Below are 1,206 nucleotides of genomic sequence, written 5' to 3' on the forward strand. Positions count from 1 at the left end.
GCCGGCCCCCGCCCCGGCCCCCGAGCCCACACCGCCGCCCCAGCCGGTGCCGTCGCCGACCGTCATCCCGCCCGCGCCGGACCTGCAGGACATGCTCGATTCACTGACCTCCGAGTTCAACTCCTTCGTCCCACCGGGCCAGGCCGGCGAGGGCGACGGTGGCGGCAACACCGGTGGCAACGCGAACCCGAACGCGGGTGCGGCCGCGAACAACGGCAGGGGAGGTGACGGCGGATGACGACACCTCACCTGCTGGCGGGCCGGTACGAGATCGGCGAGGTCCTCGGGTTCGGCGGCATGTCCGAGGTCCACCGGGGGCGGGACACCGTCCTCGGCCGTGACGTGGCGGTCAAGATCATGCGGCCCGAGTTGGCCCGCGACGAGACCTTCTACCAGCGCTTCCGCCGCGAGGCCCAGAACTCGGCGTCGCTCAACCACCCCTCCATCGTGGCGATCTACGACACGGGCGAGGAGCGCACCGATGACGGCGCGTTGCCCTACATCGTCATGGAACTGGTCGAGGGCGACACGATCCGGGACATCGTCAAGATGGATGGTCCGTTGGAGGTGGAACGCGCACTCGGGGTGATGGCGGACGTCTGCGGCGCCCTCGACTTCTCCCACAAGAAGGGGATCATCCACCGCGACGTCAAGCCGGCGAACATCATGATCTCGCGCGACGGGGCCGTCAAGGTCATGGACTTCGGGATCGCGCGCGCGGTCAGCGACGCCAGCTCGACCCTCACCAACACCTCGTCCGTGCTCGGCACCGCCCAGTACCTCAGCCCCGAGCAGGCCCGGGGCGAGACGGTGGACGCCCGATCGGACCTGTACTCGGCCGGCTGCGTCCTGTACGAGATGGTCGCCGGAGCCCCGCCGTTCACCGGCGAATCCCCCGTCGCCGTGGCGTACCAGCACGTCCGCGAGTCACCGCAGCCGCCCTCCGCGATCAACCCGGAGGTCGGCCGGTACGTCGACGCCGTGGTCATGCAGGCGATGGCCAAGAACCCCGAAAACCGGTACGACACCGCCGGGGACATGCGCACCGACCTGCTCGCCGTCCTGAGCGGCGGCCGGCCGGCCGCCCCGCTCGTGCTCTCCGACGACGAGCTCGACGACGGACAACGACCCGACGCCCCCCACGGATTCGCCGGGGCGGGCTACGGCTCGGGCCGCCCCGACCGGATCCCGCCGTCCGAGGCCCCG

At 71.3% G+C, this 1,206-nt stretch carries 1 protein-coding gene and 1 pseudogene; both read left to right on the forward strand.

Features of this window, described 5'->3' with window-relative positions; genetic code table 11:
• A pseudogene (locus G6017_RS16510) lies at positions 1-238 on the forward strand (serine/threonine protein kinase); the annotation flags it as partial.
• Positions 235-1,206, forward strand: a 972-nt coding sequence (gene pknB / locus G6017_RS13110; protein WP_182617735.1) for a Stk1 family PASTA domain-containing Ser/Thr kinase, incomplete at its 3' end; no start/stop codon positions are given. The pseudogene G6017_RS16510 and the gene pknB, both read left to right, overlap by 4 nt.

The sequence above is a fragment of the Dietzia sp. B44 genome (assembly GCF_014145245.1).
Classification (GTDB): Bacteria; Actinomycetota; Actinomycetes; order Mycobacteriales; family Mycobacteriaceae; genus Dietzia; species Dietzia natronolimnaea.